Below are 24,653 nucleotides of genomic sequence, written 5' to 3'. Positions count from 1 at the left end.
TTTTTGAAAAATGAAATACATCGATCAACTAGTCTCTCAAGTAAATAAGAAGCAATTACTGCTCTATCTTCCGTTTACCTTCTTTTATTTGATGATAATGGTTGTAAATTGGATAGCGACCCAAGTTTCATCCATATCAACCAAGGAGTTAATTCACACCCAAGTTCAACTTATGGGGAAAAACATGGCTTTTTTTCAGCTGATTATCCCTTTTACTATCTTTTTGATTTTGTTGCTGTTGTGGGTATTGTTTGTCCACAAACAATCTCTAGTGAGTTTAACTACCTCTCGTACAAAAATTGATCTCAAGCGATTTAGCTTTGCTTTTGGTTGTCAGACTGTTTTAATCCTTTTGAGTTTTGCTATTAGTTATATCCTCGATCCCAGTGATTTTGTGTTTAGTTTTAATTGGGCTGCTTTTATAGGATTCTTTGTCATTGCGTTGATCTTTATACCTATTCAAACGAGTTTTGAGGAGTATTTTTTTCGCGGTTATTTAATGCAAGGTGTTGGATTAGCCACAAGAAGTAGAGGAGTAGCTTTACTGGTAACCTCTGTTATTTTTGGCTTGTTGCATATGGCTAATCCCGAAGTAGAAACCTTGGGTAGTGCAATTATGATTTACTATATTGGAACGGGCTTCTTTTTGGGTATACTCACGTTAATGGACGATGGATTGGAATTAGCTTTGGGTTTCCATGCGGCGAATAACTTAATAGGTGCTTTACTTGTGACTTCTAGTTGGACCGTTTTTCAAACCAATTCTATCTTTTTAAATACTACGCCACAAGAAAAGATATCGGTTTGGGAGTTTGTATGGCAAGTATTTATATTTTATCCTATTCTGCTTGTTCTATTTGCTAAGCGATACCAATGGAAGGATTGGAAAAACCGTTTATTTGGAAGAGTAGCTTAACTAGTTATAACGTATTGTTTTATGGACCGCAATTATATCCATCCACAGTTTGCATTAAATGGAGTAACACACACGCTTGATTCTCTTGTAGAGAAAGCCGAAGAGATGGCAGTTTCTTCGGAAGACTATGTATGTGAATTGGGCCAGTTGATTTTGCATTGGTTTGATGCTAAGGATTATATTATTCAACGCACTTCTGGTACAACCGGACCACCCAAAGAAATCCATTTGCCAAAACAGGCGATGCGTGCTTCTGCTGAAGCAACGGTTTCTTTTTTTGACGTGCAAGCAGGAAGTACAGCTTTATTGTGTATGTCTGCCCAGTTTGTCGGGGGAAAGCTCATGTTTATTCGCGCTCTTTTATTTGGTTGGGAATTAGAGGTATGTAAGCCTACTGCCCGCCCTTTAGAAGGAGTAAATAAGCATTATAACTTTGTGGCTATGGTTCCCATGCAAGTAGAAAACAGTTTAGCCGAGTTGAATCAAATTGATACGTTAATCATTGGAGGAGCGAAGGTATCTCCTGTATTAGCGCAAGAATTACAGCGAAAACAAACTAAAGTGTACGAAACTTATGGAATGACAGAAACCATTACCCATATGGCTGCTAAACGCATCGGAATGCCTTATTTTGAGGTATTGCCTCATGCAAGTATACAAACAGATGAGCGCGGATGTTTGGTTATCCATGCTCCAAGTGTGAATCCCAAGCCAATCGTTACGAATGATTTAGTAAATCAAATAGACAACAAGCGATTTGAATGGCTTGGACGTTACGATAATGTAATCAACAGCGGTGGCGTTAAGTTGTTTCCTGAGCAGATTGAGGAAAAATTGGCAAAAAAGATTGCCGCTCGTTTCTTTATAGGAGGGAAAGCCGATGCATATTTCGGTACTATTGTTGTACTGGTGATTGAAAGTCAACCCTATACTTTGGCAGCGGATATTTTTGAAGGATTGGCCAAATACGAAAAGCCCAAAGAAATCCAATTTGTAGCAAAATTCGAAGAAACTGAATCTGGAAAGGTGATTCGAAATAAAAATTTAAAAGCGTAAAAGCAGTGAAGAAGATGAATAGAATAAAATTACATAAAATAGTACTATTGGTTATGTTGATAGGAATAGGTCAGGTAAGCCCGGGTATGGCGCAACAGGTTGGAGATGCATTAGATAGGCAAATAACGAAGGAGATGATGCAACAAATTGCAAGTAAAAATCACCAATATTACGAAGAGGGAAAAGTAGCTGATTACATCCCAGAATTGGGAAAAGCCAATCCAGAAGCAGTTGCTTTTTCTGTGGTAAAAGAAAATGGAGAAATCATTAATGTAGGAGATGTAAAAGCAAAGTTTACGGTTCAGAGTATTTCTAAAGTGATCGCTTTGATGATTGCTGTACAGGAAAAAGGCGAAAAAGCCTTATATGAACGCATAGGATATTACGGAACTGAAAAAGCATTCAATCACTATGCAAATTTAGAAACGGCGGGAAAACCATTGAATCCTATGATGAATGCAGGTGCTATTTTAACTACGGCTTTTATTGAGGGTGAAGGGGATGTTGCCTACCAGAAAATATTAAATATGTTGCGTTATATTACTAAAAATGACGCTATCGAAATCAATGAAGCTGTATATTTATCTGAAAAAGAAACCGGACATCGCAATCGAGGGATCTTCTATTTGTTGAAAAATAATGGTTTAATTGAGGGAGAAGAAAACAAATTAGACAACTACTTCAAACAGTGTTCAATCGAAGTTACGGCAGAAGATTTAGCGAAAATAGGGTACTTTTATGCACATGGTTGTACCCGTTTTGATGGAGATAAAACTTATTATAACCGCGATTTAGCGCGATTGATTCAAGCGCAAATGCTCATTGCAGGTATGTATGATTTTAGTGGTGAATACGCTAGAACTGTTGGATTACCTAGTAAGTCGGGTGTTGGTGGTGGAATCGCAGTTAGTGTGCCCAATAAAATAGGAATAGGTGTTTACAATCCTGCTTTAGATCAGCACGGAAATTCTGTAGTCGGTTATCATATGCTGTACGATTTTGTCAATCAATTGAATTTGAGTTTGTTTTAATAGCACCTCAGTGGAGGAAAATAATAAAGATGCAAAGCCCTACTAAAAAACGTTTTAGTAGGGCTTTTATTTTGGTTTAGCATAATTATTATTTAATCTGTAGTTTTCTGATGTGATATAAAAACGCAAGGTAAAACCTAGGGTTAGTGCCGTCAATAGTAATTGAATTGCATAATCATTTCGTGGAATCATGAAAACGATTAGAGTAAAACAACCTACGGAGGTCCACATCACTAGTACATGATGTAGGCTATTTGTTCTCCTTAGTGAAAAAGCTTTAGCCGTCGGGCGTGATACTAGTTGATAGGAAAGGAGAGTTTGATGTGTACTGTTTTCATACTAGAAAATTTAAGTTAATGTGAAACTAAAAAAGAAGGTATCGTATTATTCGTAACAAGAACATCAACACGGCTTCAATCCATCAAAGAGCTGTTTTTGTAATGGAGAGGAAAGGTTGAAAAAAAATAAGTGAATGTAAATTTTGTGAGGAAGAATTGTTTTTACAAATGAAAATTACAACTTGTTGTTTTTGTGTAAAATAAAGTTAAATACGGTATGTTTTTTGATTTTAAGTAATTGATTATTAATCTATTGAATTACTTAAATATGAAAGAAAAACTATTTATTTTATTTGTGTTTTTTATTTTATCCTGTTCGTCAGATGAAAATAGAAGGGAAGAAGAGAAGGGATTTAGCGAAACAGAATATTTTGTTTCTAGTGAGATGGCTAAATCTGTTGCCTTATCTTTTTTAGGAACTCCTCAACATGGACATGACACAAGTCAATCTAATAAAGCTGAGTCTATTCCGGATTTTGAGAATCGGGATATTGATAAGGTACTTGTTATACGTGATGAAGACAATGTTATCGTCCTTTACGTTGTTACTTTTTTACCTAAGGGGTATATTGTGGTATCAGGAACAAGGAAAGAAATACCCATATTAGGGTATGCATTGGATGTCATCTTTGATATGGATCATATACCTGTAGGACTTGCTGATTGGTTTATTAATAGGATGGAGAAAATTCAAATGTTAAATTATACAGAAGGTATGGAAATACCTTCTAATGTAATGGAAGAATGGAATAGAAATATTCCTTTAGAGGGAGATGACAATCCTCCATATTCAGCAGATCCTATATTTGTAGAAGTTGCACCTTTACTTCAAACACAATGGGGACAAGGGAAAGGATATAATAATTTTTCACCAGAATTTAATTGTTCAGGAGAATGGAAAAAAGCACCTGCTGGCTGTGTAGCTACTGCAATAGCTCAAGTAATGAAATACCATGAGTTTCCTAGCTCTTATAATTGGCAGATCATGTCGAATGAAGTTTCTGATTCCAATCTACCAGATGCTTATGAAATTTCTAGATTAATGAGAGATATTGGTACTGCAGTAGGAATGGAATACGATTGTGAAATTTCACAAGCACAAGCAAGAAATATACTAAATGTTTTTAAAAATGGTTATGGTTATGCTCAGTCAATTTCATCAACGGATTATAATCCTGATATATTAGCAATAGAATTGCGCAACAATAGACCTGTAATAATGTTTGGCAAGCATAAAAAGACGACAACAGGATTAGGGATGTTTAAGAAGACAAAGTACAGTGAAGGACATGTTTGGGTATGTGATGGTTTTAGAGAAACGATATATAGGACGGTTTATGATTATGGAACACCTTATGAGCGTATAGTGTCTACACCTGGAGGAAAGCTTTTTCATATGAATTGGGGGTGGAGTGGAGTAGGTTCTGATGATGCATCGAATAATAATGGATGGTTTAGATATGATGATTTTGAGATCAAAGAAGTGCATAGAAATGATGGAAATAATGCAAATTACCAGTATGAGAAGAAAATGTTTATTGGAATAAAACCATAAGATTATGAAGAATTTATTTTTACTTTTTAGTCTCTTTTTTCTAATTGGGTGTACGACAAGCAACGACGACGACATTGCAGATAGTTATTTTACAGATATGATTTTCAACATCGAATACTTGAATAGGGACGGTAAAGATCTATTAGATCCTTTAGATGGCACATGGGAGACTAAACAAATTAGAATTTTTTATCTGAATGAAGAGGGATATCCCATTACTCTTGCGAATGAGGAATCCAATCATATTATACATAAAATTAAAGGTTCTGAAAAACGCTATTATATCCGCTTTGTATATACTCATTTTATAACGAGTGGACCTAATAGTACTAGTCTCGTCTATATCTTCTTACCTAATGGAGATATTGATAAAATAGAAGTTCAGGCAAAAGGAGAAATGTATAAAGCAATGAAAGAAAAAATGTTCTATAATGATGAGTTAGTATGGGATAGAACGCATAAAGATGATACGGTAACAATTATCAAATAAAAAAAACCACGAGCATCGCTCGTGGTTTTTTTTATGTCATTTCTAAATGAATTAGAATTGCTCTCTACCAGCAAAGTGAAATGCACCTTCGATCGCAGCATTCTCATCGCTGTCGGATCCGTGAACTGCATTTTCTCCAATTGATTTAGCGTATTTTTTACGGATTGTACCTTCCGCTGCATCAGCAGGGTTTGTAGCTCCAATTAATTTTCTGAAATCTTCAACAGCGTTATCTTTTTCTAAAATAGCCGCTACGATTGGACCTCTTGACATGAATTCAACTAATTCACCATAGAAAGGTCTTTCAGCGTGTACTTCGTAGAATTTTTGAGCGTCTCTAACTGTTAATTGCGTTAACTTCATAGAAACAATTTTAAATCCTGCCTCTGTAATCATGTTAAGGATTCCTCCGATATGACCTGCTTCTACTGCGTCAGGTTTAATCATTGTAAAAGTTCTGTTCGTTGCCATTTGTTCTAAAATTAAATTTTTTGCAAAAATAGACTTTTATGTCTAATAATAGGATGTTTTGTTTTAAAATCTTCACGATCTAAGTGAAGTAATTGAATTAGGTTGTTGGAATATCGAGTAATCGCTGTGCTAAATCAATCATTTCAGGTGTTCCTGTGTGTTTTTTCGGTTCATCTGAAAGCTTGACTACATCGGTCCATGGTCCTCCTTCTGGATAAGCTTGTGTCATTTTGATGACAATGTTCAACGCTGGCAATCCCGCATCATTGGTGAAATCCGTTCCAATTCCAAACGACATTCCGATGCGATTTTTGCAGTAAGTCGCAATGCGATCTACCTTGTCAGGATTTAGTCCATCAGAGAAAATGATTGTTTTAGAAAGTGGATCGATATTCATCTTTTTGTAATGCGCAATCGTTTGATTGGCAAATTCGATGGCATCTCCACTGTCGTGTCTCACTCCATCAAATAGTTTTGCGAATTTTTTATCAAAAGATTCAAAGAAAACTTTGCTGGTATAGGTGTCCGTTAAGGCAATTCCTAAATCACCTCTATACGTATCTACCCAATGTTCAAGCCCCATAGAATTCGCCATCTTAAAGCCGTATTTCGCCGCGTGAAACATAAACCATTCATGGGCATGTGTACCAATGGGTTTAGTGCCATATTTCATTGCTAAGTGTACGTTACTCGTACCAATGAAAGTACCGCCTCCGTATTGTTGTAAGGTCTCCACAACCACTTGATGAACCGCATACGAATGTCTGCGTCTCGTTCCAAATTCAGCAATAGTGATCCCTAACTTTTTATAGTTTTCTATTTTTTCCTTTGTCTTCAAGCGAATGATCTCGTCGGATTCTCTTACAGCTCCTGTTAATTTGTAATATAGCTCACAAATCATGGACATCAAAGGTACTTCCCAGAGAATTGTTCTGTACCAATATCCTTTAATTGCCACTTCCAAATCTTCTCCCTCTTGTGTGATTTCCACCTCTGAAGGATCAAAGTGATAGCCTTGTAAGAAATCCAAATAGGTAGGATCTAAGTAGGGACAAGTTACTTGGAGAAATGCTTTTTCTTGCTTTGTCAGTTTGAGTTTCGCCATTTCATCTACCGCTGCCCTTAGGGCTTCAGCAAATCCAGGTGGATACTTATGTTGTCCGCGGTTAATGAAAATATAAGCCGCTTTTGCATAAGGGAATTGCTTAACCACAGCATGTTGCATGGTGAATTTATAGAAGTCATTGTCTAATATAGACGGAATGACTTGAGGTGAAAGTGTTAGTTCCATAGCTTCATTGAATTAATCAATCGACTTGTATATCAAGTTTTAAACACAAAAATACAAGATACGAAAAGTAGAAAAGATATCTCTTAAAAATAGAGATAAAAATAAGAACCCCGCTATTAAATGAGATAAGAGCGGGGGGGGTAGGTTTTTTATTCAAAGGATTGTAACGATACTAATTTCGTATACGTTCCATTTTGCTTCATCAACTCCTCGTGTGTTCCTTGCTCTACAATTTTTCCTTTTTGCATCACGACGATAAGATCGGCATTTTGGATGGTAGATAAACGGTGAGCAATCACCACAGAAGTTCGGTTCTTCATCATATTTTCCAAGGCATCTTGAACGAGCTTTTCGCTTTCCGTATCTAAAGCGGAGGTAGCCTCATCCAAGACCATGATAGGAGGGTTTTTTAATACGGCTCTTGCAATGGATAAGCGCTGTTTTTGTCCACCTGATAACTTACTTCCCGAATCTCCAATATTAGTTTCGATGCCTTGAGGTAAGTCTTTGACAAACTCATATGCATTAGCTACTTTTAATGCTTCGATGATTTCTTCATCGGTGGCATCTTCATTGCCCAATAACATATTAGCTTTGATAGAGTCGTTAAATAATATACTGTCTTGCGTAACTAAACCAATCAGGTTGCGCAGGCTGTGTAAATCTAACTTTCGGATGTCTTCATTGTCAATTTTGATTGCTCCCTTATTGATATCCCAAAAACGAGTCAGTAAATTGGCTAGTGTACTTTTTCCACTACCAGACTGCCCAACCAAAGCAACCGATTTTCCTTTGGGAATCGTCAAGGTAAAGTCTTGGAGTACTAACTCATCTTCGTATTTGAAGTCAATATGTTCAATCGAAATCTGATCGTCAAAATGCTCTTTCTGAATCGCGTTTTCAGAACTAGTAATAGGGTTCTTTTCTTCTAAGATTTCCAAGACGCGTTCTGCTGCTGCATTTCCTCTTTTTAATGAGTATGAGGCTTTAGACATGGCTTTAGCAGGTGTTAGAATATTATACGCCATTCCGATATACGCAATAAAAGATGCACTAGTTAAGGTTTGGGTTCCCAACACCAAATGACCTCCATAAACTAATAATACCGCAATAGTGACAATCCCTAAAAATTCACTCAATGGCGAGGATAAGTTTTGACGATTTAAGATTGTATTGTTTAATTCGTAAAAAGTTTGGGTGGAATCTTGAAACTTTTTATTGAATCTTTTCTCTGCATTAAAACTCTTAATTACCTTTAAACCAGATAGTGATTCTTCAATGATCGACAGAAAGTAGCCTTGCTCTTCTGAAGCTCGCTGAGAACTGCGTTTTAGCGTCTTTCCTACTTTCGAGATAATAATCCCTGAAAGAGGTACAAAGACAAAGACAAAAAGCGTCAATTCTGTACTAATAGCAAACATACCTATGATGGTAAAGACAATCGTCAAGGGTTCTCTGACTAACACCTCTAAGATGGATAGAAAGGAGTGTTGAATTTCTAATACATCCGAAGTCATCCTAGAAATAACATCTCCTTTGCGTTTTTCTGAGAAAAAAGAAAGGGGAAGATCCACGGACTTTTTAAACAAGGCATTGCGAATATCTTTTAAAACTCCATTGCGCAAGAAGGTGATGAAATACATTGCCCAATAGTTGAATAAGTTTTTCAACAAGAAAATTGTAATAACCACAGCAGCCATAACCATCAACGTATGTTGTGCTCCATGCTCTGCTGTATATTGGGTAAGAAAATAAGACATGGTGTCTTCTAAATACCCTTTTAGGTGACCAATCCCCGTATAAACAGGTTGTTCTGTTACTTTTTTTCCATCGCCAAAGAGAATGGTTAACATCGGAATTAAGGCCAAAAATCCTAAGGCACTAAAAAGTGCATAGAGGATATTGAAAAAAACGTTCAGATAAGCGTAGGATTTATACGGCTTAGCGAAGTGGATAATTTTTTTAAAATATTCGTTCATATTTGTACAATATAAAAGGCAAAAATAAAGAAAAAAGACCGGTTTTTGACCAGTCCTTTTATCTGTTGTTTAGTTCAGTTTCATTTCGTCTATGATGGACTGAATCTTGTCTGTTAAGAATTGTTCCACTGCATTGACATCCTCTAGACGATCTAACCATTCATTTACACTGAAGTAGAATTTAATCTTCGGTTCTGTACCACTTGGACGAGCCGCTATTTTTGTTCCGTCTTCTAGGTAGTAAATCAATACGTTTGACTTGGGAATATGAATGGATTCGGTTTCACCTGTAATCAAGTTTATCGCTTGACTCGTTTGGTAGTCTTCTACACAAACTACGCGTTGTCCGATGATTTCAGTTAACGGATTTTCGCGTAATTGAATCATCATTTGTTTGATTTCTTCTGCACCAGAAATTCCCTTTTTGACTAGAGAAATTAGGTGTTCTTTATAATAACGGTGATCAATGTATAAATTCATTAATTCTTGATAGAAAGAGCTACCTGCTGCTTTAGCCAGGGCTGCAATCTCACAAACCAATAGAGCAGAAGCTACCGCATCTTTGTCGCGCACTTTGTCACCTACCATATAGCCGAAACTCTCTTCTCCACCGCCAATGAATTGTTGTTGTGGAAACTCTTTGATGAATTTAGCAATCCATTTGAATCCTGTTAATCCCACTTTACATTCCACGCCATAGCTCTCTGCTAAATCTAGCATCATCGGTGTTGAAACAATAGTAGATCCAATGAATTCATTCCCAGAAAAACCGCGGTTTACTTTCCATTGTTCCAATAAGAACGCCGTCATCATTACCATGGTTTGATTTCCATTCAACAAGATCATTTTTCCGTCCAAATCGCGAACTCCAATACCAATTCGATCTGAATCTGGATCAGTTCCAATCACAATATCTGCTCCTTTTTCTTCCGCTAGTGCCATAGCCATAGTTAAGGCCTCTGGTTCTTCTGGGTTTGGTGATTGTACTGTTGGGAAATCTCCATTGGGTTCTTCTTGTTCTTTGACGATATATACGTTGTTGTAGCCCGCTTCTTCCAAGGTTCTTGGAATTAGTTTAATGGAAGTTCCATGAAGGGAAGTATAGGCTACTTTTAAGCCATCTTTGACTGCTTGCGGCGTATTGAAACTCGCATTTTCAATGGTCGAATCAATAAATGCACGATCTAATTCTTCTCCTACAATCGTAATGAGCGAATCGTTTCCTTCAAAATTAACTTGTTCATACGTCAATTGATTGATTTCGTCAATAACTGCCCCGTCTTCTGGTGGCACAATTTGCCCTCCATCAGACCAGTACACTTTATAACCGTTGTATTCCGGTGGGTTGTGTGATGCCGTTAAAACGATTCCCGCTTGACATCCATAGTAGCGTACCGCAAAAGACAACTCTGGTGTTGGACGCATATCTCCAAATAGGTATACGCGAATGCCATTGGCGGTGAATACATCCGCAACAACCTTGGCTAATTCTTTACTATTGTGACGACAATCGTAATTGATTGCCACTTTTACTTCTTGATTAGGAAAAGATTTTTTGATAAAGTTCGATAATCCTTGCGTGTTTTTACCCAAAGTGTATTGGTTGATTCGGTTTGTACCTACCCCCATAATACCTCTCATACCTCCTGTACCAAATTCTAAGTTTTTGTAAAAACTGTCTTGTAACTGAACAGGATCTTGCTCAAGTAATTGTTGAACAATAGCTTGTGTAGCTTGGTCAAATGGCTCTTGTAACCATTGTTCTGCCTTTGCTAAAATTTCTTTTTCTATTTGCATTTTCTTTTAATTTAGCGTTTGTTTAAACCACTGTATGCAGCAATTTTATATCGACTCGTATTTGATTTTGTTTGTAAAATAAGCTCTCCTAAAAAACCAGCTAAAAATAATAAGGTTCCTATGATCATGGTGGAAAGCGCAATGTAAAACCACGGATCTTGTGTAACTAAAATCGCAGGTTTGTTTTGATATAATTTGATTAGTTTGTTAGCGCCTATACTTGCGGCAGCTAAAAAACCAACACTAAAAGTAAGCACTCCTAATGTGCCAAAAAGATGCATCGGCCTTTTGCCAAATCGTGATAAAAACCAAATTGTAATTAAATCCAAGAATCCGTAGATAAAACGACTCATGCCAAATTTAGTTGTACCGTACTTTCTCGCTTGATGCTGTACTACTTTTTCTCCAATTTTGTCAAAACCTTCATTCTTTGCCAAAACGGGAATGTAACGATGCATCTCTCCCGATACTTCGATGTTTTTAATTACTTCTTGACGATACGCTTTTAACCCACAGTTGAAATCATTTAATTGTACACCCGACGTTTTTCGCGCGGCCCAATTGAAAAGCTTAGAAGGTAGATTTTTTGCGAGTACTGAATCGTATCTCTTTTTTTTCCAACCCGATACCATGTCGTATCGATCCTCTTGAATCATGCGATATAAGGCTGGGATTTCGTCTGGACTGTCTTGTAGATCTGCATCCATCGTGATGACAACTTCACCTTCTGCTTGTGCAAAACCCGCATGTAACGCCTGTGATTTTCCAAAGTTGCGCTGAAATTTAATCCCTTTTACACTCGGATCTTGTTGAGATAAATGGGTAATAATCTCCCATGATTGATCCTTGCTTCCATCATCTACAAATAGTATCTCATAGGTGTAGTTGTTCGCATGCATCACCTTGCTGATCCAAGTATATAACTCAGGTAAAGATTCTGCTTCATTAAGCAAGGGAATAACAATGGATATAGTAATACTCATGGTTTAGCTGTTTGATTCAGAAGAAGTTGGTTCTGTCTTCTCCTCTTCCTCCTTAACCGGGGTTGTGAACTCCGACTTGTTTTTGAAAATAGCGGCTAACAATAAGCCCAAGATAGACATACGTAAAATACTACCTGCCCACATGAACAATTGAGAACCTGGTTCAAATTGATTCAACTCGTTTGATTTACTTAACTGTTCGTTAATCTGTTCTTGCGGTAAACCAGAATTGTTTAGTGTATCAACCAACATATCGTGTAAAACGGTATTGATTAACTCCTTTGCAGAGGGATCAACGAGGTTGAATAAGATGTTGTACATTAGGTAATTAACTGTAACTCCAATGGCTATGGTGATTAAATAGGGAGTGAAAGCCTCTCTAAATGTTACATAACCACCCACTTTTCTCCTTGCCATAAAAACGCATAAGACGCCAATAACAATAATGACGAATATATTAAAAAATCCGACAAATTTATTTGCAAAAAGAGTTTTGTCTGTAAAAAATAAGGTACAGTTAAATAGGACGTAATACAAGGCTAATACAATCCCAAATGTTATGCCTACTTTGTTGAGTGGGTTCTTCATCCGTGTGTTTTCAAAAAAATGTAAGTTACAAATATACTAAAAATACCCTTTTAGTTTTTGTTCTCTGATGTAATATAAGACAAAAGAAAGGGAAACAAGCTGTTGGTGTAAATAGAACCTTCTAATTTTACTTGGTTTGTACAGGGAAAGGAATATGAATTGCCTTTTTTAGTTTTTAGTTTTTAGTTTTTTGCTATTTTTACGTGAAATCAATAGAGGATTTTTCTCAAATAAACATCTATACTATGTGTGTGCTTTTTATCAAAAATATGGTGTGTAATCGCTGTGTATTCATGGTTCAACAGGAGATAGAAAAATTGGGATTATCCATTCAATCCATCAAATTAGGAGAGGTAGAATTAAAGCAAGAGCTTAGTGTTCCAGAAAAAGAAGCCTTAAGTAAGGCTTTAGTAGCTTTGGGGTTTTATCTCATTGACGATAAGAAGAGTCAATTAATCACAAAAATTAAATCGGCTATTGTTGAACTGGTTCATCATCGAGATAATGAGTTGAAAGTGAATCTTTCCGATTTCTTGAGTACTGAATTAGGACATGACTACAATTATTTATCCAATTTGTTCTCCGAAATAGAAGGTAAAACCATCGAGAAATATTTCATTGCTCAAAAGATTGAAAAAATCAAAGAGTTATTGGTGTATGATGAGCTTTCATTGAGTGAAATTGCCCATCAGCTCAATTATTCAAGTGTTGCTTATTTGAGTAATCAGTTTAAAAAAGTAACGGGACTAACCCCGAGTCACTTTAAAAAAATACGCGACAACAAAAGAAAACCATTGGACGAGGTATAAGTAAAAATTACAAATTATACTTGAAATTACATAACAGTTTACTCTAGGATAGTTGTCAACTTTGTACCATACAAATATCAGTGCGAATATGACAACAACAAGTAAACATAAAGTAGTGTATCTACCGCTAGAGCAAGTGCAAAGTGAGCATTGTGCTTTAATTGTAGAAAAGGGATTGACGCAAGTTAAAGGAGTTGATTCATCCAAGGTAGAACTCAATAACGAACGGGTAGCTATTTCCATAGCAGATGCGGAAGTGATTGGAAAAGCGGTGAGAAAAATTCGAGATTTAGGGTATGATGTGCCTACCGTCAAACAAAGTTTTCCTGTTCTAGGGATGACTTGTGCTTCTTGTGCGGGAAGTGCTGAAAGCATTGTTAGCTTTGAGGAAGGAGTTGTAGATGCTTCAGTGAATTTTGCAACAGGAAATTTAATGGTAGAGTATTTACCTACCTTGACTAATGCAACGAAACTCCAACAAGCCGTTCAAGGTGCAGGTTATGATTTATTGCTTGTGGAGGAAACAAAACAACAAGAGTCACTAGAGGCAATTCACGCTGAAAAATTCAAACAACTTAAAAAGAAAACCTTTGGGGCAGTTGTCTTATCGATTCCCGTCGTCATTATCGGAATGTTCTTTATGGATATGCCTTATGGCAATGAGATTATGTGGTTGTTTTCCACCCCAGTATTGCTGTATTTCGGAAAAGACTTCTTTGTCAATGCGTGGAAACAAACGAAAAATCGCTCAGCGAATATGGATACTTTAGTAGCTTTGAGTACTGGGATCGCCTATGTTTTTAGTGTATTCAATATGCTATTTGCGGATTTTTGGCAACGTAGAGGATTAGAAGCACACGTTTATTTTGAAGCAGCTGCGGTGATTATCGCTTTTATTCTACTTGGTAAATTATTAGAAGAAAAGGCCAAGGGAAATACTTCTTCAGCCATTAAAAAACTAATGGGACTCCAGCCTAAGACGGTACTCGTTATTCAGACCGATGGAACAGAAAAGCAAATGCCGATTGAAGAAGTGCAAGTAGGAGCTGTAATTTTGGTCAAACCAGGAGAAAAGATTGCTGTAGATGGCATGGTATTAAACGGAAGTTCCTATGTCGATGAAAGTATGTTGAGTGGAGAACCTGTTCCCGTATTGAAAAAAGAAGGGGAGAAGGTATTTGCAGGAACGATTAACCAGAAGGGAAGCTTTCAATTTGAAGCGATAAAAGTAGGAAAAGAAACCATGTTGGCACAGATTATTCGCATGGTTCAAGATGCACAAGGAAGTAAAGCGCCTGTACAGAAATTAGTGGATAAAATTGCGGGAATATTCGTTCCTGTTGTGATAGGAATAGCTGTATTAACTTTTGTCTTATGGCTGATCCTCGGAGGTGAACACGGAGTTGTTCAAGGTTTATTGGCCGCTGTAACAGTTTTGGTTATCGCTTGTCCATGTGCCTTAGGTTTGGCAACGCCTACTGCTATTATGGTGGGAGTAGGAAAAGGAGCGGAGAATGGAATTTTAATCAAAGATGCAGAAAGTTTTGAATTGGCGAAAAACGCTTCGGCCATTGTATTGGATAAAACAGGAACCATTACGGAAGGGAAACCTCAAGTAACGGGAGTAAAATGGCTCAACGATCAGGAGGAAAGAAGAGATATTTTACACAGTATCGAAAAACAATCGGAACACCCATTGGCAGAAGCGGTTGTTACTTATTTGAAGGACGTACCGTCAACGGCAATTGCCAATTTTGAAAGTATCACTGGAAAAGGAGCGCAAGCAGAGCATCAAGGGGGAACCTATTATGTAGGGAATAAAAAACTACTCAACGAAAATCAAATTGCGATTGCTCCAATTTTGCAACAACAAGCAGATCAATGGGGAATCGAGTCTAAAACTGTAATCTGGTTTGCAGATAGTAAACAAGCCTTAGCTGTTCTCGCTATTTCAGATCAAATCAAGCAAACCTCAGTTCAAGCCATTCAAGAGTTGCAAGCGATGGGGATTCAATTGTATATGTTGACGGGAGATAATGAAGCAACGGCAAAAGCAATTGCGGCTCAAACAGGCATTCAACACTATAAAGCAGAGGTCTTGCCACAAGACAAAGCAGATTTTGTCAAAAAACTGCAACAAGAAGGAAATGTAGTGGCTATGGTAGGGGATGGAATCAATGACAGTACTGCCTTGGCTACTGCTGATGTCAGTATTGCCATGGGGAAAGGAAGTGATATCGCGATGGATGTGGCTAAAATGACCATTATCTCTTCAGACTTGACAAAAATTCCACAGGCGATTCGCTTATCGAAACAAACCGTTAATACCATCAAACAAAACCTATTTTGGGCCTTTATTTATAACCTAATCGGTATTCCTATTGCAGCAGGAGTTTTGTATGCGGTAAATGGTTTTTTACTAAACCCGATGATTGCTGGAGCTGCTATGGCCCTAAGTAGTGTGAGTGTAGTGAGCAACAGCTTGCGCTTAAAGTGGAAGAAGTAAGTCGTAGACTTATAGAAAGAGCTATTTGAAATAGAAATTAGACAGATAGAATCGTGAAATCTCACAAATTATAACAAGAATTATATAACGATATTTCATACAAAAGAAAGGAACTTTGTTGAAGTATTTAACATTAAAAATAAAGAAATATGGCAAATAATAATAGTCAATTCAAAACCAATTTGAACTGCTCAAGCTGTGTGGGAAAAGTAACAGCTGATTTAAATGAAGCAATAGGAGAAGGTCAATGGACAGTAGACACGACGGTAAGTGATAAAATTTTAACTTTGAAAAACGATGTATTAACCGCTGAAGAAGTGGTGAACATCATCAAGAAAAAAGGCTTTAAAGCTGAAGCGTTGTAGTAGTATGGGAGTTGATTGTTGTTAGTTGAGTCAAAAAGACAAAAAAACGAAACACCAAAAAAACATCCCACAAAAAAGCAAAAAAGTATTTGTAGATTCAAATTAAATTGTAAATTTGCATGCTTAAATAAAATAAGTATAACCCAAAAGTTATTTGACGTTTACACCTTTCTTGAAAACAGGAAGCTTCGAAATAGAGAATAGCTCAATTTTTTAAAAATAGATTTATCATGAAAAAAGGTATTCACCCAGAAAATTACAGATTAGTAGCATTTAAAGATATGTCAAACGATGACGTATTCATTACAAAATCAACAGTTGAAACAAAAGAAACAATTGAAGTTGATGGAGTAGAATACCCAGTGTTCAAAATGGAGATCTCTCGTACATCTCACCCATTCTACACAGGTAAATCTAAACTTATTGATACTGCAGGACGTATCGATAAATTTAAAAGCAAATATGCTAAATTCAACAAATAGTCTGAATTTACTTACAATAACGAAAAACCTTCCAAGCAATTGGGAGGTTTTTTTTTGCATATATACTAGAGATGTTGTGTTTTTTATAGGAGTTTCCCTTAACTTTGACTATTAGATGAACCGATATTTATTGTTATGAATTATATTTTATTTGATGGGGAAGTAAGAAACGCTTTATTGCCCTTTACTTTTACAAGACCAGTAGCTGATATACGCGTGGGAATTCTAACGATTCGCGAAAAGTGGGAGAAGTATTTAGGCTATACTACGACAACTGTAACGGAAGAATATTTAGAAGCAAAGTTTCCCATGGTGGAAGCAGCTCAAAATATTATGATTAATAGCGCTTTTTTACCCAATGCGAAATTAGTTGAGTTGATTCAAGATTTACAACCCAAACAAGCCATCAGCTATCAAGAAGATATCGTTGCCTTTTTTACTGAAGAGGAGCAAGATGAAATTGATTTTGATGCATATGACTTTATTGAATATACGGAGGAGTTAATCAAAATCGCAAATAAATGGGATATTTTTCAATTCAATGATGTTGCAATTCGTCAAGATTATGCTTTGTTGACAGAAGATCGCATTTCTGAAGCTATTCCCTCCACAGTACAAGTGCTTGGAAAAGAACAGGTATTTATAGAGGAAGGTGCTGTTTTGAATTTTGTTACGCTAAATGCTACAACTGGACCGATCTATATTGGAAAAAATACAGAAATTATGGAAGGTGCAATTATTCGCGGACCTTTTGCCTTATGTGAGGGTGCCCAAGTGAAAATGGGAGCTAAAATTTATGGTGCAACAACCATAGGACCGGAATGTAGAGTAGGGGGGGAAGTGAGTAATTCGGTTCTGTTTGGTTATACTAACAAAGGACATGATGGGTTTTTAGGGAATTCTGTTTTGGGAGAATGGTGTAATTTAGGTGCAGATACCAATAATTCCAATCTGAAAAACAATTATGCACCTGTTAGATTGTGGAATTACCAAACGAATAGCAATGAGAATACGGGCTTGCAATTTTGTGGATTAATGATGGGGGACCACAGTAAAAGTGGAATCAATACCATGTTTAATACAGGAACGGTAGTAGGTGTTGCTTGTAGTATTTTTGGAGGTGGTTTTCCAAAAACATTTTTGCCAAGTTTTACCTGGGGCGGAAAAGACGTAGACGATGTCTACGATGTTGATAAAGCTATCGCTACCATGCAAATTGTTATGAGTCGTCGCCATATTGAATGGACGGCAATAGAGGAAGATATCATTCGCCATTTGGCAGAAGACAATAGATTAGAACGCTTTCAAGCAAAATTGGCTTATTAGAAAGAGGAAAGAAGAAAGGGGAAAAGGGTGAATTTTCCTCTTTCCTCTCTCTAATAATACGAAACCGTTTGCGGTCTATCGTAATTAAAGTTAGGTAAATCCATGTTGTATTGAACGGAATTGGCGCGGAATACGCTATTTCCAGAATCAGGCATGGTTGGATAGTAAACTAAAGAAATAGTAACCTTGCTAAATACGAGATAGTCGTTATTTGCCACAAGACCTAAGCTAAAACGAGAGTAGAGTTTAGGGTTGAGTAAGCGGTTGCTACTGTCTCCAATAAAGGCACCTTCAAAACTAAAATAGGGGTTAAAGCGGAATCCTTTCCATTCATAAGGCGCATAGGATTGCCATTGATAGGCTAAAGACAATCGCTTCGTACCTGTAATTTTTTGGGCGCGTATTCCCTGAATAATACCTTCAATTTTCAATTCATCACCAATGTGATCAAGGCGATGTGATCCTATAACAAGTTGAGGTACAAAAAAATGACGGAACCTCCAATCGCCCCATACAAAGAGTCGAGTAAAATAAGTTCCTTCCAATCGGAAGGCTGCTTGTTCTGTTTTTCCGCCGTGAAAGTGCCCTCCCCATTCGATATTACCAGCAAAATATCCCAATTTAGTATAGCCTCCCATGGCAAATCGCGCACCAAAATAAGCCCGTCTTTTGTCATAGCGATCACGCATTCCTCCAGTGAACGCTAAAATCCGACCTACTTGAACGTCTTCAATGATATCGTAATTGAAGATGAAGCGATCTTGTACGTAGTTTGTAGAACTCAAACTAACAGAGGCCAAATACAAGCGTTGATCGCGGTAATAATTATACGGATCATACTCTTTCCCAGGTGTGGAATGGTAGTTTTCTTTTACAAAGCGCAACGAGGTACGCAAATTCGTTATAATAGGGCTCTTTTTTAATACTGGAATAGAATATCCTGCCCAGTAATCGTAGGTGTTATACTTAAGCGATTCTAGACTGTATTTCATGTTTTGATCGGGGAGAGAGTCTCGCCTAAAACGCTGTTGGGCACTAAATCCACCAGCCCATTTTGCATAGGGAGAGTAAAAGGGTCTATTTAAAGAAACTCCTTTAACATAATTGCCCCAAGTGTCTTGGTTATAAAGAATATTCGATCGAATAAACGTGTTTTGAATGTTATTGACAGAATAGCTGAAATAAGCACCTTGTTTCTTTTCTTTAAAACGCGTAATGTATTGAACCGTCACATCATGGCCAAAACCTCCGAAATTTCGATCAGTCAGTTTTACCCGCATGGAAGAGGTGGAAATAGATCCGCTGGGATAAATCGTCCAAGAGTCTAATTCTCGAATCGCTACATCTACCGAATCTGGTGAAGAGGTAGGAATAGCTGTGATTAATACTCGTCTTACATAGCGTTGGGTACGAATTAAACGCTCTGACTCTTTTACTTTTAACGAGTCAAAAACATCCCCTTCTTTAAAGAGTAGAAAATTGCGAACGGTGAATTTTTTCGTTTTTAAATGAAATCGATTCCCCCATACTTCTAAAGATTTTGTCGGCTTTTTGAGGGTGTCTTTTTCCGAATAACCAAAGGGATCTAACGTTGTAATATTGATGTTTCTAATGATCTTTCCTTCTCCTTTATCTAAGTTGCGATTGACTTGAACCTCTGGTGCGTGTGCTACCAAACGCTTGTTGCTCTTGTATACGAGTTTGTTGAACAAACGACCTACCTTACTTCCTTTGTTTTTCTCCTTAAAATTGGCGAAAATCTCTGTGGTGTCTTTTTCAACTTGAAAAGGAAGTTTCTCAAGTTTAGGTTGTTCCAGCTGTGGCACGATTGTATCGACTTTTAGAATAGGTCTAACCTGCGCATAATTTACTTGCACAGCCAGACAAACGAAAATTAAAAAAGGGATAAATCTTAGCATGGATTTTTTTCGTAGAGAAACTAGATTATTTCAACGTAAAAGTTAAGTATTTATTTCTAAATCTCGAATATAATCTTCATACTCGTAAAAGAAAATTTCAAAAGCAGTCATTTTCTCATTAAAAAAATCAAACATCTGATCCCAAGTTTCGGGATTATTGATCGAAACACCTGCTAAGGAAACCCATATACGACTGATTAATTTCCCGTTTTCGAGATAAAATTCCCGTTCAAATAAGGCGTCGGGAAGGTGATCCTCTAAGAGAATTCCCTTGAGCGACTCTACTTTTTCGTAGTATATTTTTCTTTTTTCCTCATCTCGAGGTTCAATATCTAAGAGCACTTCTGCTTTTTTATTGTCTGCGTAGAACTTAAAAGAGACATCTTTAATCTTGGTGTTGTGCAATAACCATTTTCTTGGATAGGTTTCAGCAAACTGGATCCAAAATTCTTTTTTTATTCTTTTAGCTTCTTCTTTACTATACATTGTTGATAAAGTCGTAAATTTAGGTATGTGTTAATTTGATATAGCAAATCTATGACTTTTGATTCTTTTTTGCATAAGATTGAGCAAATTAAAGGGGCAACTCCTGTTGGTATTGAGGCGCACCGATTAATGATTCCCGTCGAAAGGATTCCTTATTTGTATGCAGAAGATTTTGTAGAACGCCATCCAAGGGAATCTGCAGTAATGATGTTGTTGTATCCTAAGGAGAAAGAAACCAATGTATTACTCATAGAACGAGCAACGTATAAAGGTGTTCATTCTGGGCAAGTTGGTTTTCCAGGAGGGAAATATGAACACAATGATCTCGATTTGCTACAAACAGCATTGAGAGAAACTCAAGAGGAAGTTGGGGTCGTACAGGGGGATATTGAAATCATTCAACCATTTACGAAAATCTATATTCCTCCAAGTAATTTTTACGTTCAACCTTATCTGGGAATTGCTGAAAAGGAACTCATTTTTACTCCAGATGCGTTTGAAGTGGCCAACATTATTGAACTTCCCTTGCATATACTCCTACAAGATAGTATTGTCAAAGAGGTGGAAATGAAAACGAGTTATGCTTCTTGGACACATGTTCCGGCATTTATCTATAAGGACTACACGATTTGGGGCGCAACGGCTATGATGTTGAGTGAACTCAAGGAAACGTTGAAATCTGCGTTAAAAACATTTAAATAAAGGCGAATTAGCAAATTTTAACCTATTGCAAGTATTAAAAGCTTTAAATTTGTAGTTCATTAATCAGGATGTAGGAACATGGGATTATTTAAAAGAAATCCGTTTGGCCATATTTTATGGCTTAAAAAATGGATCATTAGAACGTTTGGTTTTCTAACTCACCAACGTTTTAGAGGATTTAACGATTTACAAATCGAAGGATCTGAAGTTTTACGCCATTTGCCCGATAAAAATGTATTGTTTATTTCCAATCACCAGACGTATTTTGCCGATGTGGTCGCTATGTATCACGTGTTTAACGCCAGCTTGAAGGGAAGAGATAACTCAATTAAAAATATTATGTACATCTGGAAACCCAAGCTTAACCTTTACTATGTAGCTGCGGCGGAAACGATGAAAGCAGGATTGTTACCTCGTATTATGGCGTATGTAGGGGCAGTCCAAGTGGATCGAACTTGGAGAAGTAAGGGCGTTGATATTGATGAAAAACGCGAGGTTAATCAGGATCAAGTTGAAAGTATTAAAATTGCCTTAGACGACGGATGGGTCATTACGTTTCCACAGGGAACAACCAAGTCATTTAAGCCTATTCGAAAAGGAACGGCTCATATTATTAAAAATTATAAACCAGTTGTAGTTCCCATCGTAATTGACGGTTTTCGCCGTTCTTTTGATAAAAAGGGATTACACCTAAAAAAGAAGGGGATCCTTCAATCTATGGTTATTAAAGAACCTTTGGAGATAGATTACGAGAACAGTAGTATAGATGAAATTGTTGAACAAATTGAAATGGCTATTGAGCAACATCCTTCTTTCTTAAAAGTAATTCCACAAGAATTTATAGAAGAAGAGAAGGAGTTAAATGAAAAGAGAACCTATGATTACTACAGCTCATCTAAGAACTATTAAGCATAAAAAAGGTCATCCCACGGGATGACCTTTTGTTTTTAATACGAAGAGTTACCTTCGTGATAAGGATAAAGGCTACTACTGTCAATCGTACTTTGGAAAATAGGATTATCTTTCATTTCACCTTTTTTAAGTTTACTTGTTAACTCGAAAGTTACTTTGTTTGTCTCTGTAGATAAACGTTGGATGGTCATGCTGTTCTTTTGTAACGTACAAATGAAATAAGTTGATTCGTCATAAGCATAATAGCTGTAAGGATCAGACCATGTTTTTAAAGCAACAGTCCCCTCTACTAAACGACCTTCTTCAAATTTACTCGTGTATTTTGCTTTGCCATTTTCATAGTAAATACATGAACCATGTAAAGCATTGTTTTGGATACCAAATTGATAAACAAGGGTTTCGTTTTCGTCGTAAACACTGCGTTGCGTTGATCCATCGGATAACAGTTGCTTTTCATATATTACGTTTCCTGTATATGTACTTATTGCTTTTTCATAGGCAATTCTACTCTCTTCGTACGTGGTGTATACATTGTTGTCATATCCATACGCAATGAATGTACCTTCATAAGGATATCCATCTCTGTATTGTAAACGAGCCATTTCTTCTCCTGATTCATCGTAGAATACAGTTGTGTCAAGAACTTCTCCTTTTTTATAGGTTTTGATCGATTGCAGATACGAATCATTGTACACTTCTTCTTTTACAATTTCCCCCGCTTCATAGTAGGTTTTGCTGTCAATGTAATCGGAATAATCGCTCTTAAATGTTTCCAATCCCTCTTTTAGCCCTTTAACATAGGTGGTGATTGTTGTTGAATAACCATCCGTAGTACTCACTGTACCGGTATAAGGTTGTCCTCCTTTATAAGAAGCTTTTGCAATTTGGTTTCCTTCCGCATCGTAAAAAACACCCTCTTTGTTATAGTCAATCTCAGAAACTAAGTAAGGAACAATATCCTCGCTGTACATTCCATTTTTATTGGCGTATTCTTTTTTGTAGATCAATTGGCCTTTGCTATAGGTATTCGTGGTTTGTATAACGTCATTGTCGAAGAAGGTGTATTGTGTTCCCTCTTTCTCAATATTGTCAAAAACACCCGTTATCTTGCCTTTTGTATCAAAGTAGGTTACTTTTAAGATATCTTCATCATAGTAGTTTTTGCTGAATACTACTTCTCTACTTTTTTTCCCTTGTCTACTGTAATGAATGCGCTTGGTAGTACCTGAAATGGGAGTGAAAGTTTCCTCTCTTAAAATAGGGGTACTGTTATACGACGGATAAGGTTCATAGGTAGCGGTATAAACAATTTGACCCTTGTCATATGAGATTTTAGTGCCAATTGCATCGTTAGTTAGCGTAAGATAATCCCCTTGATATGGTTCTGAATAGTAGCCCGGTTCTCCTTTTCTAGCTTGTAGCTTACCGATTACCTGTCCTTTTTTATCGTAATAAATTGATGTGTTTTCAGTAGCTTCTTCAAAAAGTTCTCCTGTGGAGTAAAATAATTTCTTGGCTACTAAAATACCATCTTTATAGGTTGTAACAGAATCGTCATCATATGCAACTCCATTTTGAGGCGTATAACCATCTTCATTGTAGATTAACTCTCCTTTTTTACTTCCATCTTCATTGAAGTATTCGATCTTCTCTAGGTAATAATCTCCTTTGTAGAATTTGGTTGATTTAGGAACAAAAGCAGTCGGCTGCTCATAAAAAATAGTTTCTTTTACCAAACTTCCTTTTTTGTATTCGGATTGACTCGTTACAACATCTGGTGTATCTGTATACTCATTATAGAATAAATAGGTCCCTTCTTGGTTTGATTCTGAACCATATTCGTCTATATCTGCCTTATACGTTCCTACTACCGCTCCTTTGCTGCCATAGAACACTGTAGTTGTTTTTGTAGTCGTAGTGGTTGTTTTGTATTTTACCTGTCCTGATTTATAGTAAAACACAGATTCCGTATTGACACCATCCACATAAACGTTGGTTGAAATAGGGCGGAAGGTATCATAATCTAAAGTGATAGAAGTACCGTTTTTCGCCATCCCATCTTCATAGGCTGCTGAATAAACAACTTCTCCTTGTGCATTGATGAATTGTTCGTCTACAATATTGTTATCCTCGTCAAAAGTGAAGATGTATTTTTCATTTGTGTTGTCTTTATTTACATAGATGTAAGACACGTAAACCCCTTCACTAATCGCATAGTAGAAATAGGCGTTTTTATACAATTGAACCATGGTACCATCATGTGGATAACCATTTTCATACGTCAAGGTGTAATCTTCTTGTGTAAAAGGATCGATAGACGTAATTTTAATTGCATTTCCCTGTTCAAAAAACATGTCGAAATTAACGGAACCATCGGCGTTGAAATACGTCACTTTTCCATCATACGTGATGGTGTTGTTTTGGTCAATACTACCAATACCTTTAACTTCAATTGCTTTTGTTTCTTTGTTATAGGTTGAAAATTCTTTCAAACCTTCGCTGTTTTTTACGGGCTTAGAAATTTTAAAAGAACTAGCCAAGGCTTTGGTTGTTACTTCATCATAAGTATTGACCCATAACGTATCTTTTGCTGTCTGACTGTAGATTGCAGAAGAGAATAACAAGGCAATAGGTAATAGTTTTTTGTACAT

21 protein-coding genes are annotated in these 24,653 nt (G+C 36.8%); 12 read left to right on the top strand and 9 right to left on the bottom strand.

All coding sequences use genetic code 11. The features are described from left to right. Positions 1–10: 10 nt before the first annotated feature. The 5 genes from ACPDG9_RS10480 to ACPDG9_RS10460 all read left to right on the top strand — a co-directional run bounded on the left by ACPDG9_RS10480 (position 11) and on the right by ACPDG9_RS10460 (position 5,386). Positions 11–916, top strand: coding sequence for a CPBP family intramembrane glutamic endopeptidase (locus ACPDG9_RS10480; RefSeq protein ID WP_430527706.1), 906 nt, complete (start codon positions 11–13; stop codon positions 914–916). Positions 917–937: 21 nt separating this feature from the next. Further along, a complete protein-coding gene (locus tag ACPDG9_RS10475) occupies positions 938–1,972 on the top strand; it encodes an AMP-binding protein (protein ID WP_430527705.1) in 1,035 nt (344 codons plus the stop codon). An 86-nt stretch (positions 1,973–2,058) separates the two neighbouring features. Further along, positions 2,059–3,003 carry a glutaminase A gene (glsA, locus tag ACPDG9_RS10470; protein WP_430527716.1) on the top strand — a complete coding sequence of 315 codons (945 nt, stop codon included), beginning with the start codon at positions 2,059–2,061 and terminating at the stop codon, positions 3,001–3,003. A gap of 633 nt (positions 3,004–3,636) precedes the next feature. Next, a complete protein-coding gene (locus ACPDG9_RS10465; protein WP_430527704.1) occupies positions 3,637–4,896 on the top strand; it encodes a C10 family peptidase in 1,260 nt (419 codons plus the stop codon). Between the two features lie 4 nt (positions 4,897–4,900). Further along, positions 4,901–5,386 carry a hypothetical protein gene (locus ACPDG9_RS10460; protein ID WP_430527703.1) on the top strand — a complete coding sequence of 162 codons (486 nt, stop codon included), beginning with the start codon at positions 4,901–4,903 and terminating at the stop codon, positions 5,384–5,386. Between the two features lie 51 nt (positions 5,387–5,437). Here ACPDG9_RS10460 and ACPDG9_RS10455 read toward each other — a convergent pair whose 3' ends face one another. The 6 genes from ACPDG9_RS10455 to ACPDG9_RS10430 all read right to left on the bottom strand — a co-directional run bounded on the left by ACPDG9_RS10455 (position 5,438) and on the right by ACPDG9_RS10430 (position 12,495). Then, entirely contained in the window at positions 5,438–5,857 is a 420-nt protein-coding gene (locus tag ACPDG9_RS10455; RefSeq protein ID WP_158962782.1) for a nucleoside-diphosphate kinase, read from the bottom strand. Between the two features lie 97 nt (positions 5,858–5,954). After that, positions 5,955–7,148 carry a nicotinate phosphoribosyltransferase gene (gene pncB / locus ACPDG9_RS10450; RefSeq protein ID WP_430527702.1) on the bottom strand — a complete coding sequence of 398 codons (1,194 nt, stop codon included), beginning with the start codon at positions 7,146–7,148 and terminating at the stop codon, positions 5,955–5,957. A 149-nt stretch (positions 7,149–7,297) separates the two neighbouring features. Further along, a complete protein-coding gene (locus ACPDG9_RS10445) occupies positions 7,298–9,127 on the bottom strand; it encodes an ABC transporter ATP-binding protein (RefSeq protein WP_430527701.1) in 1,830 nt (609 codons plus the stop codon). A gap of 69 nt (positions 9,128–9,196) precedes the next feature. Beyond that, a complete protein-coding gene (locus ACPDG9_RS10440; RefSeq protein WP_430527700.1) occupies positions 9,197–10,924 on the bottom strand; it encodes a phospho-sugar mutase in 1,728 nt (575 codons plus the stop codon). Between the two features lie 11 nt (positions 10,925–10,935). Further along, positions 10,936–11,901 carry a glycosyltransferase family 2 protein gene (locus tag ACPDG9_RS10435; RefSeq protein WP_430527715.1) on the bottom strand — a complete coding sequence of 322 codons (966 nt, stop codon included), beginning with the start codon at positions 11,899–11,901 and terminating at the stop codon, positions 10,936–10,938. A 9-nt stretch (positions 11,902–11,910) separates the two neighbouring features. Next, the gene (locus tag ACPDG9_RS10430) at positions 11,911–12,495 is read right to left on the bottom strand and encodes a DUF4199 domain-containing protein (RefSeq protein WP_430527699.1); all 585 of its coding nucleotides are present in this window, start codon (positions 12,493–12,495) and stop codon (positions 11,911–11,913) included. A 245-nt stretch (positions 12,496–12,740) separates the two neighbouring features. On the opposite strand from ACPDG9_RS10430, the gene ACPDG9_RS10425 reads away from it, so the two are divergent. The 5 genes from ACPDG9_RS10425 (at position 12,741) to ACPDG9_RS10405 (ending at position 17,983) form a co-directional block, all read left to right on the top strand. Further along, the gene (locus tag ACPDG9_RS10425; protein ID WP_430527698.1) at positions 12,741–13,304 is read left to right on the top strand and encodes a helix-turn-helix domain-containing protein; all 564 of its coding nucleotides are present in this window, start codon (positions 12,741–12,743) and stop codon (positions 13,302–13,304) included. Positions 13,305–13,392: 88 nt separating this feature from the next. Beyond that, positions 13,393–15,810, top strand: coding sequence for a heavy metal translocating P-type ATPase (locus ACPDG9_RS10420; RefSeq protein ID WP_430527697.1), 2,418 nt, complete (start codon positions 13,393–13,395; stop codon positions 15,808–15,810). Between the two features lie 149 nt (positions 15,811–15,959). Further along, positions 15,960–16,175, top strand: a complete 216-nt coding sequence (locus tag ACPDG9_RS10415; protein ID WP_430527696.1) for a heavy-metal-associated domain-containing protein — start codon at positions 15,960–15,962, stop codon at positions 16,173–16,175. 230 nt (positions 16,176–16,405) lie between these two features. Beyond that, a complete protein-coding gene (locus tag ACPDG9_RS10410; RefSeq protein ID WP_182648819.1) occupies positions 16,406–16,657 on the top strand; it encodes a type B 50S ribosomal protein L31 in 252 nt (83 codons plus the stop codon). Positions 16,658–16,792: 135 nt separating this feature from the next. Then, entirely contained in the window at positions 16,793–17,983 is a 1,191-nt protein-coding gene (locus tag ACPDG9_RS10405; protein WP_430527695.1) for a GlmU family protein, read from the top strand. A gap of 50 nt (positions 17,984–18,033) precedes the next feature. On the opposite strand, the gene ACPDG9_RS10400 is transcribed toward ACPDG9_RS10405, so the two are convergent. Together ACPDG9_RS10400 and ACPDG9_RS10395 are read right to left on the bottom strand one after the other, a co-directional pair. Next, positions 18,034–19,902 carry a hypothetical protein gene (locus ACPDG9_RS10400; RefSeq protein WP_430527694.1) on the bottom strand — a complete coding sequence of 623 codons (1,869 nt, stop codon included), beginning with the start codon at positions 19,900–19,902 and terminating at the stop codon, positions 18,034–18,036. A gap of 42 nt (positions 19,903–19,944) precedes the next feature. Then, positions 19,945–20,388 carry a DUF4268 domain-containing protein gene (locus tag ACPDG9_RS10395; protein ID WP_430527693.1) on the bottom strand — a complete coding sequence of 148 codons (444 nt, stop codon included), beginning with the start codon at positions 20,386–20,388 and terminating at the stop codon, positions 19,945–19,947. A gap of 51 nt (positions 20,389–20,439) precedes the next feature. Here ACPDG9_RS10395 and ACPDG9_RS10390 point away from each other — a divergent pair, with 51 nt between their 5' ends. Both ACPDG9_RS10390 and ACPDG9_RS10385 read left to right on the top strand, forming a co-directional pair. Next, positions 20,440–21,090, top strand: a complete 651-nt coding sequence (locus ACPDG9_RS10390) for an NUDIX hydrolase (RefSeq protein WP_430527692.1) — start codon at positions 20,440–20,442, stop codon at positions 21,088–21,090. A gap of 78 nt (positions 21,091–21,168) precedes the next feature. Further along, a complete protein-coding gene (locus tag ACPDG9_RS10385; protein ID WP_430527691.1) occupies positions 21,169–21,999 on the top strand; it encodes a lysophospholipid acyltransferase family protein in 831 nt (276 codons plus the stop codon). A gap of 38 nt (positions 22,000–22,037) precedes the next feature. Here ACPDG9_RS10385 and ACPDG9_RS10380 read toward each other — a convergent pair whose 3' ends face one another. Continuing rightward, positions 22,038–24,653: a hypothetical protein gene (locus ACPDG9_RS10380; protein ID WP_430527690.1), complete on the bottom strand. Its 2,616-nt coding sequence runs from the start codon at positions 24,651–24,653 to the stop codon at positions 22,038–22,040.

This window comes from Myroides sp. C6-3, from assembly GCF_050522425.1.
Classification (GTDB): Bacteria; Bacteroidota; Bacteroidia; order Flavobacteriales; family Flavobacteriaceae; genus Flavobacterium.
This window is presented reverse-complemented; position numbering and strand designations above follow the sequence as displayed.

Excerpts from the sequence above, each read along its gene's own strand:
- ACPDG9_RS10480 (WP_430527706.1), top strand. The coding sequence starts at position 11 with ATGAAATACATCGATCAACTAGTCTCTCAAGTAAATAAGAAGCAATTA.
- ACPDG9_RS10475 (WP_430527705.1), top strand. The coding sequence starts at position 938 with ATGGACCGCAATTATATCCATCCACAGTTTGCATTAAATGGAGTAACA.
- glsA (WP_430527716.1), top strand. The coding sequence starts at position 2,059 with ATGGCGCAACAGGTTGGAGATGCATTAGATAGGCAAATAACGAAGGAG.
- ACPDG9_RS10460 (WP_430527703.1), top strand. The coding sequence starts at position 4,901 with ATGAAGAATTTATTTTTACTTTTTAGTCTCTTTTTTCTAATTGGGTGT.
- ACPDG9_RS10455 (WP_158962782.1), bottom strand. The coding sequence starts at position 5,857 with ATGGCAACGAACAGAACTTTTACAATGATTAAACCTGACGCAGTAGAA.
- pncB (WP_430527702.1), bottom strand. The coding sequence starts at position 7,148 with ATGGAACTAACACTTTCACCTCAAGTCATTCCGTCTATATTAGACAAT.
- ACPDG9_RS10445 (WP_430527701.1), bottom strand. The coding sequence starts at position 9,127 with ATGAACGAATATTTTAAAAAAATTATCCACTTCGCTAAGCCGTATAAA.
- ACPDG9_RS10440 (WP_430527700.1), bottom strand. The coding sequence starts at position 10,924 with ATGCAAATAGAAAAAGAAATTTTAGCAAAGGCAGAACAATGGTTACAA.
- ACPDG9_RS10430 (WP_430527699.1), bottom strand. The coding sequence starts at position 12,495 with ATGAAGAACCCACTCAACAAAGTAGGCATAACATTTGGGATTGTATTA.
- ACPDG9_RS10425 (WP_430527698.1), top strand. The coding sequence starts at position 12,741 with ATGTGTGTGCTTTTTATCAAAAATATGGTGTGTAATCGCTGTGTATTC.
- ACPDG9_RS10420 (WP_430527697.1), top strand. The coding sequence starts at position 13,393 with ATGACAACAACAAGTAAACATAAAGTAGTGTATCTACCGCTAGAGCAA.
- ACPDG9_RS10415 (WP_430527696.1), top strand. The coding sequence starts at position 15,960 with ATGGCAAATAATAATAGTCAATTCAAAACCAATTTGAACTGCTCAAGC.
- ACPDG9_RS10410 (WP_182648819.1), top strand. The coding sequence starts at position 16,406 with ATGAAAAAAGGTATTCACCCAGAAAATTACAGATTAGTAGCATTTAAA.
- ACPDG9_RS10405 (WP_430527695.1), top strand. The coding sequence starts at position 16,793 with ATGAATTATATTTTATTTGATGGGGAAGTAAGAAACGCTTTATTGCCC.
- ACPDG9_RS10400 (WP_430527694.1), bottom strand. The coding sequence starts at position 19,902 with ATGCTAAGATTTATCCCTTTTTTAATTTTCGTTTGTCTGGCTGTGCAA.
- ACPDG9_RS10395 (WP_430527693.1), bottom strand. The coding sequence starts at position 20,388 with ATGTATAGTAAAGAAGAAGCTAAAAGAATAAAAAAAGAATTTTGGATC.
- ACPDG9_RS10390 (WP_430527692.1), top strand. The coding sequence starts at position 20,440 with ATGACTTTTGATTCTTTTTTGCATAAGATTGAGCAAATTAAAGGGGCA.
- ACPDG9_RS10385 (WP_430527691.1), top strand. The coding sequence starts at position 21,169 with ATGGGATTATTTAAAAGAAATCCGTTTGGCCATATTTTATGGCTTAAA.
- ACPDG9_RS10380 (WP_430527690.1), bottom strand. The coding sequence starts at position 24,653 with ATGTACAAAAAACTATTACCTATTGCCTTGTTATTCTCTTCTGCAATC.